At 39.2% G+C, this 14,813-nt stretch carries 12 protein-coding genes; 6 read left to right on the plus strand and 6 right to left on the minus strand.

All coding sequences use genetic code 11. The features are described from left to right. Positions 1-9 precede the first annotated feature (9 nt). Both surA and lptD read right to left on the minus strand, forming a co-directional pair. Positions 10-1,302: a peptidylprolyl isomerase SurA gene (gene surA, locus OCI93_RS12035; RefSeq protein ID WP_261594395.1), complete on the minus strand. Its 1,293-nt coding sequence runs from the start codon at positions 1,300-1,302 to the stop codon at positions 10-12. A 16-nt stretch (positions 1,303-1,318) separates the two neighbouring features. Beyond that, positions 1,319-3,565, minus strand: coding sequence for an LPS assembly protein LptD (gene lptD, locus OCI93_RS12040; protein ID WP_261626491.1), 2,247 nt, complete (start codon positions 3,563-3,565; stop codon positions 1,319-1,321). An 88-nt stretch (positions 3,566-3,653) separates the two neighbouring features. On the opposite strand from lptD, the gene OCI93_RS12045 reads away from it, so the two are divergent. From OCI93_RS12045 to djlA, 3 genes are read left to right on the plus strand one after another with little or no spacing between them, the layout of a single operon-like run. Next, positions 3,654-4,664, plus strand: a complete 1,011-nt coding sequence (locus OCI93_RS12045) for an aminoglycoside phosphotransferase family protein (RefSeq protein WP_261626492.1) — start codon at positions 3,654-3,656, stop codon at positions 4,662-4,664. After that, the gene (murU, locus tag OCI93_RS12050) at positions 4,664-5,329 is read left to right on the plus strand and encodes an N-acetylmuramate alpha-1-phosphate uridylyltransferase MurU (RefSeq protein ID WP_261626514.1); all 666 of its coding nucleotides are present in this window, start codon (positions 4,664-4,666) and stop codon (positions 5,327-5,329) included. The genes OCI93_RS12045 and murU overlap by 1 nt, the downstream gene beginning before the upstream one ends. A 2-nt stretch (positions 5,330-5,331) precedes the next feature. Beyond that, positions 5,332-6,177 (plus strand): co-chaperone DjlA, encoded by an 846-nt coding sequence (gene djlA, locus OCI93_RS12055; RefSeq protein WP_261594392.1) that lies wholly within the window; start codon positions 5,332-5,334, stop codon positions 6,175-6,177. 1 nt (position 6,178) lies between these two features. Here djlA and OCI93_RS12060 read toward each other — a convergent pair whose 3' ends face one another. After that, entirely contained in the window at positions 6,179-7,036 is an 858-nt protein-coding gene (locus OCI93_RS12060) for an alpha/beta hydrolase family protein (RefSeq protein ID WP_261594391.1), read from the minus strand. Between the two features lie 215 nt (positions 7,037-7,251). On the opposite strand from OCI93_RS12060, the gene OCI93_RS12065 reads away from it, so the two are divergent. Next, the gene (locus OCI93_RS12065) at positions 7,252-8,127 is read left to right on the plus strand and encodes a DUF368 domain-containing protein (RefSeq protein WP_261594417.1); all 876 of its coding nucleotides are present in this window, start codon (positions 7,252-7,254) and stop codon (positions 8,125-8,127) included. Between the two features lie 491 nt (positions 8,128-8,618). Next, positions 8,619-10,004, plus strand: a complete 1,386-nt coding sequence (gene nhaD / locus OCI93_RS12070; RefSeq protein ID WP_261594390.1) for a sodium:proton antiporter NhaD — start codon at positions 8,619-8,621, stop codon at positions 10,002-10,004. Here nhaD and OCI93_RS12075 read toward each other — a convergent pair. Next, positions 9,996-10,991 carry an ATP-dependent 6-phosphofructokinase gene (locus OCI93_RS12075; protein WP_261626493.1) on the minus strand — a complete coding sequence of 332 codons (996 nt, stop codon included), beginning with the start codon at positions 10,989-10,991 and terminating at the stop codon, positions 9,996-9,998. The genes nhaD and OCI93_RS12075 overlap by 9 nt on opposite strands. 314 nt (positions 10,992-11,305) lie before the next feature. Beyond that, positions 11,306-11,701, minus strand: a complete 396-nt coding sequence (locus tag OCI93_RS12080) for an MmcQ/YjbR family DNA-binding protein (RefSeq protein WP_261594388.1) — start codon at positions 11,699-11,701, stop codon at positions 11,306-11,308. A gap of 552 nt (positions 11,702-12,253) precedes the next feature. Between OCI93_RS12080 and OCI93_RS12085 the strand changes: the two genes are divergently transcribed. Further along, entirely contained in the window at positions 12,254-12,448 is a 195-nt protein-coding gene (locus OCI93_RS12085; protein WP_261594387.1) for a hypothetical protein, read from the plus strand. 2 nt (positions 12,449-12,450) lie between these two features. Here OCI93_RS12085 and OCI93_RS12090 read toward each other — a convergent pair whose 3' ends face one another. Continuing rightward, a complete protein-coding gene (locus OCI93_RS12090; protein WP_410007633.1) occupies positions 12,451-14,670 on the minus strand; it encodes a putative bifunctional diguanylate cyclase/phosphodiesterase in 2,220 nt (739 codons plus the stop codon). Positions 14,671-14,813 lie beyond the last annotated feature (143 nt).

The raw sequence follows: 14,813 nt of genomic DNA on the forward strand, positions 1-14,813 counted from the left end.
CGTATCTACTTACTCTGTGGCAAAAACATCGATGTGAGCTTGCTCTCTAATTTCACTTTGCCATTTAAAGGCTTCTTCTTTGAACTTTCGATTGTACAGTAGACCGTGTGCACGGTTGAGCTTTGCTTGCTCTGTTTTATCGGCAACACGTTTTTCAAGAAGCTGAACAATATGCCAACCGAAACTGCTTCTAAATGGTTCACTTATTTCATCTTTTTCTAATGAGGAAAGCGCTTTAGTAAAAGCTGGGACGTAAGTTGTTGGGTCAGTCCAATCATACTCACCACCTTTAAGTGCAGACCCCGGATCCTCTGAGTGCTCTTTGGCTAGTTCTGCAAAGTCAGCGGTGCCGGCTCGTAGGTCTTTAACAAACCCAGTTAGCATTTGCTTGGCTTTTTCTTCGCTGAGAATAATTGATGGTTTGATTAGTATATGTCTAGAGCGTACTTCTGTGGTTTCTACAACTTTACGGCCACGAATGTCTTGGATTTTTAATACATGAAAACCAGCACCAGAGCGAACAGGACCGATAATGTCGCCTTTCTTCTTTCCTTTAACAGCTTCTGCAAATAGTGATGGCATTTCATTTATACTCATCCAGCCTAGTTGTCCACCTTCTAATGCCTTTGGGCCGCTAGAGGATGCAATCGCGATGCGTTTAAACTCTTTTCCTTCGTTTAAAAATTCGATTACTTTATTGGCACGCGTGCCCGCATCCTCAATTTCTTCAGGTGTCGCTTTACTTGGAATTTTAACTAAGATATGACCTAAGTCGAACTCTTCAGAACTGCCTGTTTGCTCAGATAAGATTTTCTGTAAGTTTGCTATCTCACGTGGGCTGATGTATACACGGCGGTCGACATTCGCGCGTCTAACTTGGCTGATGGTAATTTCTTTGCGAATTTGTTCTCGATATTCTTGAAAACTCTCGCCGCTGGCTTCAACTGTTTTTCTTAAATCAGCAATGGTGCCAGCTTGCTCTGATGCAATGTTTGCCAAAGTTTGATCAAGCTGCGCATCAGATATTTCCATCCCCATACGTTCAGCTAACTGTAGCATAAGCGTTTGATCCACTAAGCGATCTACGGCTTGAATACGCAGGGTCTTATCGGATGGTAGCTCTGTACTTTGTTGTTTAGCTTGTTCTTTTACGCGTGTAATAATTTGATCCACTTCACTTTCTAAAATAACCCCATCATTTACAGTGGCGACTACTTTATCAATTTGCACTCGCTCAGCGAACGCATTTTGGTGAATACTAAGCCCAACGAGGGCAACCAATAACAGCTTTTTAAAATTCATAATGTTCTAATATTTATTAATTATTCAAAAAATAAGGGCGGCGATAGCTGAACAAGCCTTGTTGTAGTACTTGTTCAATATCGTAGTTTGACTTACCACCTAAGCCTTTAAGTACAAAACTTATACCTATGCTGGAGTCAAACTGTGCGTCATCTTGGTGTATGGTACGATTTAAGTCGGTTTCAATCTGTCTTTTACCTGTTAATTGAATTGCCCAGCAGCAACTTTCATAGCGCACGCCGGCAAATACTTCTACACTTCGTCCGGTTGTTAAGTCTCGGTGATAGCTTGCGATCATCTGCCAATTATCATTAATTGGTAAGCTGCTAAACAAGCCAACTTGATCTATTTCATACCCTGAGACATCGCTTGCATAACGATGGTTCAATTGAACTAGCTTATTATTATCACCTTTATAATCCAACGTGGTATGTGATTCTATGAGTTCTTTTGCGTCTGCATCATACTGTATGCCAGCAGAGAAGTACCAACGCCTGTGCCAATGTATCATGGTTTGGGCTGCAAACAAGGCATTATAGTTTGTTTGGTTATCAAAACTTTGTGCACTTGGTTTTACACCATCTTCTAGATAAATAATTTGTCCAGCACTGAAATTAAAACGCTCTTGATTTCTATCATCAAATATTCGAGTGGTTGCACCAAGTGTAATTTGGTTTGCTTGAGCAATTCTATCTACACCCGAAAAGCGTTGTTCTCGAAATAGGCCATAGAAGTCATCTTGCATTTTTGTCGTATCAAATAAACCTATATTTTCTTGGTTTCTTTCTGGCGTATACAGATATTGAACTTGAGGCTCAAGTGTTTGCGTGCCATTAAGTAAGAAAAGCTGGGTATCACGTTCAAAATTAAGCTGTCCATGAATACGAACTTTGGGCATAGTCCTTGAAACATCAAAATTATACACGGTGTTTTGTAAATCACCTTTTTGCTCATAACGCGTGTGTAAAAGGCTTACTTCGCTTAGCAGCGACCATGCGGTGTTGTTAATGCTAAAGCTTGCTTTGGGTTCTATATGAAAGCGTGAAGCTTCTTCAATTAATAGTTCGCTATTGCTAAAGTAGCTAAACTCACCTTGCAAGTTAAAATCAAGTCCTAGGGCATTGTATGCCTCTCGGTTTCGCCAAGTAATCTGCGGTAATGCGGCGTAAGATTCTGTATGATCTCCGAGAACTTCAAAGTTTTGTAGCTTTATATCTGTTAACCAATGCTCGCCTAAATAACTTAATACTGCGGTTCTATCGAGCTGCGTGCCGGTTTCATTTGCATACTCAGAAGTAAGATCAGTGAGGTAATTATCATCACTTACGTTAGTTATATCAAAACGTAAGCGCCAGTTATCACTGAGGTAACTTTGTTGGTTCCAGTGAACTAAATATCGCTCGTCTAAATGAGGCTCTGAGTCATCTTTTTCTAAAAACTCAATACCAAGTTGGCCGGTATGTTGCTCTGTTAGATAGCGAAATTCACTGTTTAATTGCACCCCTTGGTTTGACATATAGCGGGGTGATAAAGTTGCGTCAAAATTAGGTGCTATATTCCAATAATAAGGTAATACAATCTCTAAGCCATAACGGCTCGAAGGTGCTATTTTAGGCATTAACAATCCAGATTTACGTCTATCATCAATAGGGAACGTAAAATAAGGAATATATAACACGGGTGTGTTGAGTATTTTTAATACCGCGTTACGTGTTTCACCCCACCCCTCATACTTTGACAAAGTAATACTATCAGCTTCTAGCTCCCAAAATGGTTGCTGTGCAGGGCATGTGGTAAAACTTGAATTAATTAATGATATTTTGCTTTGTGATGCTGACAGCTTTTCAGCTCCACCATGACCGAGTTGTTGTGTTAATTGGTAGTCAGCGCCGAGTAAGCTGATTTCAGTATTATCTAAATCAGCATATAGTGCGTTGGCATTTACGTCGCTAAAAAGGTCTTGATAGCGAAGAGGGCCTGTCGCATTAAGTAAACCTTGTTTTTTATCAATGAGCGCGCTGCTTGCAAATAGCGACATTTTATTAGTGTTGATAACGACATTACCTGAAAACTCAGCACTATCTTTGCCTTGCATCTCAACATCATCGGCTTGAATATCAATGGCATTGTTAGGTAATGAGCTTAAAGGTTGCCATGCTAAAGGTTGCAAGTGCTGGCCACATAGTTTAGGTGTAAACTCTGACTCAGCTATCGCGTTGGTACTGAAAATTACAGTTGCGATAACGCCCCATGCTTTGCTCATTTATTAACCTTGAACGCCGTTGTTTATATATAAGCAAGACATGATAAAGTAAAACTTGGCGAAATACAGTAATTAAGAGTGGAATTTTGTGACAAAAAGGCAAAATAGACAAAGCTTATACACGGGCTTTTTACAGTCGTATTTTAAAAATGAAGACTTTCAATGTATCGCTATAACCAGTGATGCAAGCTTCCGTTGTTATCATCGAGTGTCGTGTAGAGAACAGAATTATATTTTAATGGACTCAGACCCCAGTAAGTTGGATAACCAGCCTTTTATAGCGCTGAATGCTAACTTTTTAAACAATGGCATAAAAGTACCTAAGATTTTACATGCCGACACAGAGCAAGGTTTAATCCTGTTAGAAGATTTGGGTAAAGAACACTTGGCTGATAGAGTTCATTTATCCAGCCGGTATACCGATTACTGTGAAATTCTTGCTCTGCTGCCTAATATCGCAACAACCTTAGAATCTCCTTTCATGAAAGCCTATGATGCTGAATTTATTAGTTTGGAAATAGATATTTTTTGGCAGTGGTTAGTATGCGAATGGCTAGCTTTAAGCCGCGATGAATTACCTTCTAAGGCGTTCCAAGCAAGTAAGTCTTATTTAGTGAATGCGATTTTGGCTCAGCCTCAAGTTACCATGCATCGCGATTTTCATAGTCGTAATATTATGCATACTAACACGGGTTGGGCTTTGATAGATTATCAAGATGCAGTGCAAGGACCTGTTACTTACGATGCGGTATCTTTACTGAGAGATTGTTATTTAAAATTGCCAAAAGAGGAGTTTAATACGCTTCGTTTAAAAAGTTTTGAAATTTTAGGCGATGCTCAGCTTTTATCTGGTATGTCTTTTGAACAGTATTGTTATTATTTTGATATGACTGGAATGCAACGACATTTAAAAGCAGCAGGTATATTTTGTCGTTTATTGTTACGAGATGAAAAAGCTGGCTACTTAAAAGATATTATTCCAACCCTTAAATATATTGAAGATGTGGCAAAGTGTTACGAGTCATTTCAGTGGCTTGCAACTTGGTTGCGCCATGAGATAATACCAAAAGTAGAAGTTAAGCTGAGTTGCAACACATGATAAAAGCAATGATCCTTGCAGCAGGGCGCGGAAAGAGAATGATGCCCTTGACTGCTAACCTCCCAAAACCCATGTTAGAAGTTGCTGGACGGCCGTTAATTGAGTATCACATTCAACGTTTAAAGCGCGCGGGTATTGTTGATATTGTTATAAACCTTGCATGGCAAGGCGAAAAAATCACTCAGTATTTTTCGGATGGGTCACAATTTGGTGTAAATATTTGCTATACCAACGAACCGGAAGGTGGACTTGAAACTGCTGGTGGGATCATTAATGCCATGAATTTGTTATGTGAGTTTGAGGATAAGTTTATTGTACTCAACGGCGACATATTTACCGATTATGATGTGAACGCTTTAACTCAGTTAGTGCTGAATCATGCAGAGGCACACATCGTTTTAGTTGAAAACCCTGTTCATAACCCCGAGGGAGACTTTTGTTTAGCCCATCAAGTAAATAACCAGCAGCACTATACATTTTCAGGTATTGGTTTGTATCAAAAAGCATTTTTTAGTTCTCATGATGTTGAATTTATGCCGTTAGGGCCGATGCTAAGAGCCGGCTTGGACGAAGGTCGGGTATCAACAGAGCTGTACTTAGGGCAATGGAGTGATATTGGTACTCCAGAGCGTTTGCTGGAAATAAACCGAAAGCAGGAGCAATAATTATGTGGGGAAAGCTGTTAGGTACTTGTTTTGGTTTTATGTTTGGCCGTTGGATTGGTGCGATATTAGGCTTTTGGCTGGGACATATGTTCGACAGAAGCTTAAAGCAAAACTTTGATAAAGTAGGTGGTTTTCAAGGCTTTTTTAGTGGTGATGATTTACATCAACGCCAAGCTTTGTTTTTTTCTAGCTGTTTTGCTGTAATGGGACATATTGCTAAGTCTAATGGGCGAGTGAGCGAAGTACATATTCAAGCTGCAACAGTATTTATGGATGAAATGGGCTTACATGGGGAAAATAGACAAGAGGCACAAAGTGCATTTAGGGCGGGTAAAGAGTCTGAGTTTAAACTCAAAGAGGCGATTCAAGACTTTAAAGAAGTGTTTGCTCGGCGTTATGATTTATTGCAGCTATTTTTAGAAATCCAAATCCAAATGGCTTTTTCTGATGGTCATTTGGCAGCACAAGAAAAACAGCTACTACAGAAAGTGAGTCAATATTTAGGTATTTCAACGGCACATTTTCGTTTTATGTTGAAACGCTATCAAGCAGAGTTTAGCTTTCGTCAACAACAGCAGCGTTTTCAACAAAGCCAGCAGCAATATTCTCAACAAAACAGGACTGTACAGCCTGATTCAACACTTTCAAAGACACAAGCGCTTGCCATGTTAGGCCTTTCTAATGATGCAAATGACAAAGATATAAAGCGTGCGTACCGTAAATTAATGGCACAACATCACCCTGATAAACTGGTCTCTCAGGGCTTGCCTGAGCATATGATGGAAGTGGCGAAACGGAAAAGTCAGGATATTCAGTCCGCATATGAGTTTTTAAAAAAGGCGGGTTAATTTATAATTGCCTTAGGAAACCATCCAGCTCTTTGCGCAAACGCTGATGTTGCCTTGGCTCGGTACTAATGCCAAAGAGCTCGCGTTGTCGGTAATCGTACTTGTTATTTCGTTTAACCCATCTAATGCGTTGCTTTGCGTTGTCTAAAATCGACTGAGTATCTTGTGAGTAAATAATATCGAGTAACGGCGGGCTAACCAACGAAAGTACAGCGGGTAAATGCTTGTTTCTTTTTGTGTTAGGTAGCTGGGCGCTGACTGTAACAAACGCATCGATCCTGATATTGGGCAATGATGCAAGGTACTCGGAAAATACCCCTGCACTGACTCCATGGGCAATGACCACCAGTTGTTCTTGGTTGGTCATTTGCAATTGATTATATAGAACATCAAAGCTTGCCAGTAATTGCTCTTTATAATCATTTAACATCGGCTCTGACCACGGCCCTGTGTAATCTGCTTCAGCAGCTTCTTCATTTTGTGTCGTTATTGGGTCGACTTGCAATAAATCTGCTTGCCAATTTAAGTGCGGAGTTTGAACAGCATAAGTATCAAAACCATCATCAGTGAGTGCTTGCGAGAGGTAACTTAAACCATGCACAGATAAAGGGCCTTGGCCCGCACCCGGTAGTATTATCGCTACTCCTCGTTTGCTTGCACTCATATAGGGAGAAAATAGAGTTAGTATTTTGCCTTCATCGGTCTCAAGCTCAATTAATTTATCAGGAAAATACTTAACTAAATCGCGTTGCTCGATGGTAACGCTAGGCTCAGGCATGACAAATTGTGCAGAGGCTGCATCGCTGGTTCCACTAATAGTTAATACTAAAACGCATAAAACGCATGTTACAAATGACATAGCGATACTATATAGATAAACAATAATCTTTTATCGGCAGCAAGCAGGTTTTTTTAAGTAAAAAAACAACGACAACATAAATGTTAAAGGTGTAGTGCTGTTTGATGTGATTATTTACGTTAAACTAGCGGCAAATTTAGACATGGAGTAAAAAAGTGACACGCCATTGTGATTCAAAACGGGACTATGTTTGGTTCTTCTTAAAAGGAGCAGGGATGGGCGCCGCAGATGTTGTACCAGGTGTTTCTGGTGGAACTATCGCGTTTATAACAGGGATTTATACACGTTTCTTACATGCACTTAAAAGTTTTGATTTAGAGGCCTTAGGGATACTACAAAAAAGTGGCTTAAAAGCGTTTTGGACTCATGTTGATGGTGCTTTCTTATTAACGGTATTTGCGGGTTTGATTACAAGTGCAGTCTCGCTTGCCAAATTGATCACCTATTTACTTGCTAATCATCAGCTCTTAGTATGGTCTTTTTTCTTTGGCCTGATTGTCGCGTCATTTGTGCATGTTGCAAAACAAGTCACTCATTGGCGGTGGCCAACAGTGTTTAGTTGTATAGTTGGGGCTGTTGCTGCTTTTGCGATCACAACAATCGCGCCGACTGAAGCTCAGCCTCATTGGTGGATGTTTTTTATCTCAGGCATGATTGCTATATGTGCGATGATTTTGCCAGGCATCTCAGGAAGTTTTATTTTACTTTTGCTTGGCATGTATGGCCATGTACTTAGCGCGGTAACAGAAAAAGAACTGCTGCTTGTTGGCCTATTTGTTATGGGCTGTGCGGTTGGGTTGATGATCTTCTCTCGGTTCTTATCTTGGTTGTTAGACAAGTACCAGCAGGTAACATTTTCATTACTAGCTGGTTTTTTACTCGGTTCTTTGAACCTACTTTGGCCTTGGAAAACAGTATTGTCGACTTATACCAATTCACATGGCTTAGAAAAGCCATTGTTACAGCAAAATGTGAGTCCGATAGAGTTTGCGTCTGTAACGGGCCTAGCACCACAAACAGGTACTTGTATTGCATTAGCAATTGCTGGTTTATTGCTAATTTTAGCTTTGGAAAAGCTCACGGCCAAATAACCTGTATGAATTAAACACCATTGAAACCAAAGAGGGATGATTGTCTTGGTTTTGATGGTGTATGCATTTTTTAAGTTCTTTTTATCTTATTTTTACAATATTCATTCCTATTTTCCTTGTTAGTCTAATACCAAAGCATAATTTATTTTTTTGTCTTTTCGCGAGAGCATATTAAGCAGATGATGCTTTCTTGCTATTAAGCATCAAAACTGGTGTGGTTTTGTGGTGCAGGTTTTTCTGTATCTGAGTAATACCAATTTTATTAAAACATTGATCATTCTAGGAGTTAAATGACTCATTAACTGTGTTAAAAATTCCAGTATATAGCATAACTACATACCGGAATTTTTGTCTGGTTACTAAGTCATTTATCTATTGCAATATCTGGTCATTTATTTAATGCAATTGGTATAAATCCTTTGAATCAATAAAGTAACTATTAAAGGAAAGTCATGGGTGCGTTGTGTGGTAGGTTTGGGTGGTTTATATGCATGTCCGTTGGATTAATAACCCCAGCATGGGCAAGTGGTGAGCCGTTAGACTTAACCTCATCGAAACTTGGCATAGTATGCATTGCTATTTTTTTTGTTGCTTATGCGTTAGTTATGCTTGAGGAAAAGTTGCATCTTCGAAAGTCTAAACCGGTGCTGGTGGCGGCTGGTTTAATTTGGATACTTATCAGTATTTACTATGTAAGTCATGATATTCCTCATGTAACTGAACATGCTTTTAGGCATAACTTACTTGAGTTTGCTGAACTAATGCTCTTTTTGCTAGTCGCGATGACCTATATTAATGCACTTGAAGAGCGCAAAGTATTTGATAGATTGCGGGCATGGTTGTTACAAAAAGGCTTTAGCTATTTAAGCCTATTTTGGATCAGCGGGTTCTTGGCCTTTTTTATTTCTCCAATTGCCGACAACTTAACGACGGCATTGTTAATGTGCGCGGTAATTATGAAGGTTGCCGAAGGCGATAAACGTTTTATTAATTTATGTTGCGTTAATATAGTGATTGCAGCCAATGCAGGTGGTGCATTTAGCCCTTTTGGTGATATTACGACTTTAATGGTTTGGCAGGCTGGACTGGTAAAGTTTAATGAGTTTCTTGCTTTGTTTGTTCCTTCACTTGTCAATTATATGGTGCCAGCGGCAGTAATGAGTTTATTTGTAGAGAAGAAAACCCCTTCCACTGTGTATACACCGGTTACGATGCTAAGAGGAGCAAGGCGTATTCTGACATTGTTTCTACTTACTGTTTTAACTGCAGTCTTGTGCCATAGCTTGTTACATATGCCTCCTGTTTTGGGGATGATGATGGGGCTTGGCTACCTTCAATTTTTCGGTTATTACTTAAGAGTTACTTTGAAAAGAAGGCAAACCAAAGCTCAGAGGCAAGGCGATCGTCAGCGAATCGACCTGCTAGGTAGTGTGGTACCATTTGATATTTTTCATAAAGTAGCTAGAGCAGAGTGGGATACATTATTGTTCTTTTACGGCATTGTAATGTGTGTTGGGGGGTTAGGATTTTTAGGCTATTTAGGGTTGATGTCTGATGTGTTATATGGTCAGTGGAGTGCAACGACGGCGAACATATTTTTAGGCATTCTATCATCGGTCATTGATAATATTCCTGTTATGTTTGCTGTACTTTCAATGCAACCTGAGATGTCGCATGGGCAATGGTTATTGATTACTTTAACGGCTGGGGTTGGGGGGAGTTTGTTATCTATAGGCTCTGCTGCTGGTGTGGCGTTAATGGGACAGGCGAGGGGATATTATACTTTTTTTGGTCACTTAAAATGGGCTCCAGTTATTGCGTTAGGCTATTTCGCCAGTGTCCTAACGCATTTGTGGTTAAATTCAGCGTTATTTTAAGTAGTACGTTAACTGTTCTTGATGGGCATTCACCCAGCCAGTGTTTAGCTGTTTTGGTGTGTTTATCACATCATTAAGTGTTGTTTCTACTACTGTGCCTGAACATTTACCAATCATGATATTGTCTTTGCTATTGAGTATTGCGTCAACTGAAGCAAGGCCTAGTTCAGTTGCAAGGTTTCTATCTTCTGGGGTCGGGCTTCCACCGCGTTGAATATGGCCAAGAATACACATTGCGCTATTTAACTGACCTTGCTTATTTAAACTTTCTTTTAGTGCCTGAGCGCCACCAGGCCATAAGTTTTCGGCAAGTATAATTAAAAAACTACCATGGGTGCTTGCTTGTTTCTCGATTGCTTTGAGTATTTCATTAACTTTTATATTGGCTTGGTCTTTAGAAAAATTTTCAAAAGAAATAATGGCTTCTGCGCCCGTAGCAATACCTACGTTAAAGGCTATATGACCACTGTGTCTGCCCATGACTTCAACAATAAACACACGTTCAAACGCATTGGCAGTATCACGAATTTTATCAATGGCATGGGTCGCAGTGGTAACTGCGGTTGAAAAACCGATGGTGTTATCTGTGCCGTTTAGATCATTATCTATGGTGCCAGGTAACCCTATCACTTGTCGTTTCCAGTGTTGCTTTATTGCTTGTAATCCTTTGAGCGACCCGTCACCACCAATAACGATTAGGGCATCAATATCATGTTTTCGCAAAGTGTTACAGGCTTGCATAACCCCTTCATTTGATAACATGGAATGGCAACGAGCACTTTTTAAAATAGTGCCACCGTGCTGCAGTGCAGAATTAATATTTAAGTTCTGCATATCAACGTGTTGGTCGTCAATTAATCCATTATAACCGTGATAAAAGCCCACACATTGCAGTTGATGATAACCACAGCTCAAAGTGATTGCTCTGAGTGCTGCATTCATGGCTGGTGAGTCACCACCACTGGTAAGTACTGCGATTTTTTTCATACATAGTTCCTCGTTTGAACGTACTATTTAACCTCAGTTCTGAATAAGCGGATTTGTTCAATAAAGCTATTACTGCACAAAGTGACTTGATATTGAACGAAATATTATCATTGGATGAGAAAAAATGTGCGTTATTACGTATTTACTATTTCAAAGCCCTTCTCCAAACCTGATGTTATTAGGTGAGAAATAGAATTATGAACAGCTTGTTTTATTTTAATACATTTTTATGATTATTAGCGAGGAGAGGTTAGAGAAAAGAATCAGATAAGTGGCCCTCGCTTTTATTGCGAGGGAAACCAAACTTTAGCAAATTAATTATTACCTGCTATTTTAGCAAGCTCTTCTTTTTGTGCTGTCGGCAGATTGTCAACAACGATATCATATGATTTATCGATCATATCTTTGATTTTATCTGCAGGCACAGACCCATCTAAAATAACTGTATTCCACAGCCGCTTGTTCATATGATAACCTGGCACAATAGCTGGAAACTCATCTCGAAGTAACAATGCCTCATCAGGGTCGCACTTTAAATTAAGCCACCAGACTAACTCACCGTTAGCATTTACTTGACCTTCTTTACCCTCAGAAAGGGTAGCAAACATCTTGTGTTGCACTTTGTACACATCGGTATCTTGTGCAAATGGCTGTGTAATAAACGTTGCAGGCTTGCTCTGCAAGTAGTCATGTACGCTTTTATGATCCATTGACCGTATCCTTGACGTAACTAAATAAGTTAAAACAACATGGCCTAATTTTAGCAGCAATTGCAAAAATACTGTAATGGCCGAGTTTTAAAACGGCCAGAAAGTCTAATTTAATTAACGCGTTCACTAAGATTTTTGTAAAAAATAGTTAATTCAACTTAGTTAACTTCAATTAGCTGGTGTAGAAACACTTCTTTGATGTGTTTAGTACCAACAGACTTTCATTAAATATGAGCAATGCATAATTTGTTACGAAAGTGCCTAACGCGAGCCTTAAAAATATTTAAGTAGCGCAACAAACATGCCACTGTAAAAAGCCATACCTCATAGTTTCAATTTACAAGACAGTTTAGTTGATTATTAAATAAATTATTTAATAATCAACTGTATATATAATAAATATGAGTTTTTTCGTTTATTACATACTGAATTGTGCTGCTATTAAATTAAATAATGCAATATTTTGCAACAATTAATGTTTAATTGTACAAAAACCATCCTGTTTGGTATGCTGCGCAACCTTTAAAAAGTTGCGTTAGGCTTGTTGAGTTTATGATATGGTTTTTGTTGTCTTTGTTAGGTGCTGTGGTTTTATATATTGAGGCGGTGCGTAAGGGTATGCCTATTAAACGATGGGTGTTTGCAGGTTTGATGTGTGGTCCTTGTGCTTGGTATCTACTCAGTGTTCATTATCGTAGGTTATGGCTTCGCAACCAAATTTCAGAGTATTGTATGTGGCGAGCTTAATTTTATTTAACGACTTTTAATTGCGGTGTTTGCTCGTTCTCTCGGTGTTTTTGTGCTTTTAAGAATGCTGTAAATTCGCTGGCACAAAGTGGCTTAGAATAAAAGTACCCTTGAATAGTTTGACAGTTGAGTTGCTCTAATGTTGTCAGTTGCTCTGCTTTTTCAACTCCTTCAGCGACTACATGAAGTTCTAGGTTATGTGCGATAGTAACAATAGAGTCAACCATGTTTCGTCCACGCTCAGTGGTCATATCATCCACAAATGCTTTATCTACTTTGAGCGTATTCAAAGGAAATTGTTTTAAATAGGCTAAAGATGAATAACCAGTACCAAAGTCATCAATAGCTAAATGTATCCCACGGGCACTTAATGAACGCATGATTGAAATTGCTTCTTGTGGGTCGTCCATAATTGTCCCTTCTGTGATCTCTAATTCAAGAAAGTAAGAAGGAAGTTGATTTTTTTGCAAGATAATATCTATTCGAGTTGTTAGATCTGGCAAACTAAACTGCTTAGCTGATAAGTTTACAGCCACTCGACCATCGAAGAGGTCTTGATCTATCCAACGCTTTACATCTTTGCAAGCTTTATCTAGAACGACTTCTCCAATTTCGATTATTTGCCCAGTCTCCTCAGCAATAGGGATGAACACGCCAGGGCTAATGATGCCTTTTTTCGGGGTGATAAATCGCACTAATGCTTCCATACCAACCAGGCGACCTGTTTTGATGTCCATTTTAGGTTGGTAGTACACCACGAAATGGTCTTCTTTGAGTCCAAAGCGCATCAGGTTTTCTATTTGTAGCCTTTTTACTGCTTGCTCATTCATAGAGTCATTAAAGAATAAGTAATGGTTGCCTTTTTGCTTGGCATGATACATTGCTGTGTCTGCATTCTTTAATAAGATTTCGGGTGTTGAACCATCTTCAGGAAACAGCACAATGCCCACAGATGATGTAATGACTAGCTCATGATTTGCCATTTTAAATGGTGTCGCTATTGCAGCTAAGAATTGTTTAGCTGTGCGAGTAATTGTGTGAATATCGTTAGTACCTGCCATAACCAATGCAAACTCATCGCCGCCAAGGCGGTACAAGGTATCTTTTTGGCGAACAAGTTTATTTAGTCGCATTGCTAATTTGGCAAGCAAGCTGTCACCAAGTTGATGACCCAGTGAGTCATTTATTTTTTTAAAATTATCTAAGTCAAATACTAAAAGTGCATGGTGGGTATCTTGGCAGGCGAGCTTTTTTAAATTAGTGAAGAACAAGTTACGGTTTGGCAAACCTGTCGTTCGGTCTCTGTTTGATAGATTGTGTAATTGAGACTCGGCTTTTTTACGTTCAGTTAAGTCTGAATAAACGACCACATAGTTAGTGATTTGTCCGTGGCTATTTCTTATTTCATCGATTGTTACTTCAATAGGCAATAAAATGTCTTTGTGATTACGAAGTCGTAATTCCTCTTGCCAATGATCTGCTTCTTTAAGGTTGGTCTTTACTTGATTGATGTATCGCTCATCATAACCGGGCAGGCTAAATGCTTTACTAATATATTGGTTTCTGGTGCCACCAAATAGCCCTAAGTAGCTAGGGTTTAAATCAACAAGACGAAATCTATGATCATAAATAGCGATAGCATCAGTGAGCGATTCTACACACTTAGCAAATAAGTTTAGCCGTTCTTCAGTGCTTTTTAGGTGACTAATATCACGAACAGTTCCCGTCATCCTTAGAGGATTGAGGTTTTCATCCTTTTCAATAATCTTACCTTTATCCAATACCCAGTGGTATTGATCTAAATTGTCTTTGAGTCGATAACTGGCTTCAAAAAATGCAGTTTTTTCAGAGAAGTGCTGTTTTAATAACTTATCGACAAGCGCGAGATCTTGTGGATGAATCCGATCTGCATTTGGAATGAAATGTCCAGCTTCGCTTTTGTGCATCATATATTTGTCATTGATGCGCACGACCGCCCCTGTTGCAATATTCCAATCCCACAGGGTGTCACCACTGCCCTCAACGGTGCTTTTCAATCTTTGCTCTGAATGTTGTAAAGTTGTTTGAGCACGCCTGAGTTTATTATTGCTGTATAGTAAATAAAGGATTGACAGGAAAAATGTCAAACAAATACCCGCCCAGAAAGGATCTAGGTGATTTAGCTGTTGACTTAGGGTAAGTGCTACGAGAGGGGCGCTAAGCACTGAGTTCAACAGCATCATGAAGAGTATAGGTTTAATTATTTGTTTTATTATCATAGATGCATAACTATTTATCGCACGCTCTAATCTAAAGGAAGCGAGAGAGTGAGTCAAAGATAATTATGTACTTTGTTACTTTTTTAGGTCCCAAGTCATGTTGAGCT

Origin of the sequence: Pseudoalteromonas holothuriae (assembly GCF_945859825.1) — a bacterium.
In the GTDB taxonomy this organism is placed as follows: Bacteria; Pseudomonadota; Gammaproteobacteria; order Enterobacterales; family Alteromonadaceae; genus Pseudoalteromonas; species Pseudoalteromonas holothuriae.

What these genes read in the sequence shown, in the direction of transcription:
- surA (WP_261594395.1), bottom strand. Translation starts at nt 1,302, where the DNA reads ATGAATTTTAAAAAGCTGTTATTGGTTGCCCTCGTTGGGCTTAGTATT.
- lptD (WP_261626491.1), bottom strand. Translation starts at nt 3,565, where the DNA reads ATGAGCAAAGCATGGGGCGTTATCGCAACTGTAATTTTCAGTACCAAC.
- djlA (WP_261594392.1), top strand. Translation starts at nt 5,332, where the DNA reads ATGTGGGGAAAGCTGTTAGGTACTTGTTTTGGTTTTATGTTTGGCCGT.
- OCI93_RS12060 (WP_261594391.1), bottom strand. Translation starts at nt 7,036, where the DNA reads ATGTCATTTGTAACATGCGTTTTATGCGTTTTAGTATTAACTATTAGT.
- OCI93_RS12065 (WP_261594417.1), top strand. Translation starts at nt 7,252, where the DNA reads ATGGGCGCCGCAGATGTTGTACCAGGTGTTTCTGGTGGAACTATCGCG.
- nhaD (WP_261594390.1), top strand. Translation starts at nt 8,619, where the DNA reads ATGTCCGTTGGATTAATAACCCCAGCATGGGCAAGTGGTGAGCCGTTA.
- OCI93_RS12075 (WP_261626493.1), bottom strand. Translation starts at nt 10,991, where the DNA reads ATGAAAAAAATCGCAGTACTTACCAGTGGTGGTGACTCACCAGCCATG.
- OCI93_RS12080 (WP_261594388.1), bottom strand. Translation starts at nt 11,701, where the DNA reads ATGGATCATAAAAGCGTACATGACTACTTGCAGAGCAAGCCTGCAACG.
- OCI93_RS12085 (WP_261594387.1), top strand. Translation starts at nt 12,254, where the DNA reads ATGATATGGTTTTTGTTGTCTTTGTTAGGTGCTGTGGTTTTATATATT.
- OCI93_RS12090 (WP_410007633.1), bottom strand. Translation starts at nt 14,670, where the DNA reads ATGATGCTGTTGAACTCAGTGCTTAGCGCCCCTCTCGTAGCACTTACC.